1 protein-coding gene is annotated in these 732 nt (G+C 85.1%); it reads left to right on the top strand.

What is annotated here, in order from left to right:
* Positions 1-147: 147 nt before the first annotated feature.
* The coding region (locus ACRYR7_RS25595) for a hypothetical protein (protein WP_432575207.1) at positions 148-732 on the top strand (585 nt) is incomplete at its 3' end.

Below are 732 nucleotides of genomic sequence, written 5' to 3'. Positions count from 1 at the left end.
CACACCCCGCCCCCCCCCCCCCCCCCCCCCCCCCCCCCCCCCCCCCCCCCCCCCCCCCCCCCCCCCCCCCCCCCCCCCCCCCCCCCCCCCCGCCGGCCCGTGGAGCCCACCGGCTCCGGCCGAGGCTGGAAGGAGCAGCTGCGGCGCGTGTCCGAGCTGTGCCTGCTGGGCGTCGTGGCCGCCCTGGCCTGCGCCCCCGTGCTCACCGCGGGGGCGGTCGTGGCGACCCTGTCCGGCGCCGTGGGGCGCTGGGCGGACACCGACGAGCTGCCCGGGTGGTCCTGGACCGCGCGCGAGTTCGCCCGCCGCCTGCTGCCCGGCGCGGCGGTCAGCGCCGCCGGCGCGCTGGCCGTCCTGCTCCTCGTGCGCCAGCAGCAGTGGCTGCGCGCGGGCCTGGTGCCCGGCGGGCAGGCCGCGGCCGCCGCCCTGCTGGCGGTCAGCGCCTGCCTGGCCGCCGTCGTCCTGCTGGCCGTGCCCCGGCTGGCCGAGCCGGGGGTGCCCGGCTGGCGCGCGGCGCTGGCCGGCGGCTGGGGCGCCCTGCGCCGCGCGCCGCTGGCCGGGCCGGCCGCGCTGGCCGTCACCGCCGTGGCCGCCGCGCTGGCGGTGCTGCTGCCGGGGGCGGTGCTGCTGCTGCCCGCCCTGTGGGTCCTGGGGCTGCACGCGGTGCACCGGGTGCTCGTGCGCCCGCGCGAGGCCGCCGGCACGAGCCCGGCCGCCGCGCCGGCGGCGGCC

The sequence above is a fragment of the Kineococcus gurbantunggutensis genome (assembly GCF_050871925.1).
Classification (GTDB): Bacteria; Actinomycetota; Actinomycetes; order Actinomycetales; family Kineococcaceae; genus Kineococcus.
Note: the sequence above shows the minus strand (reverse complement) of the source record. Positions and strands in the feature narration are given on the sequence as shown.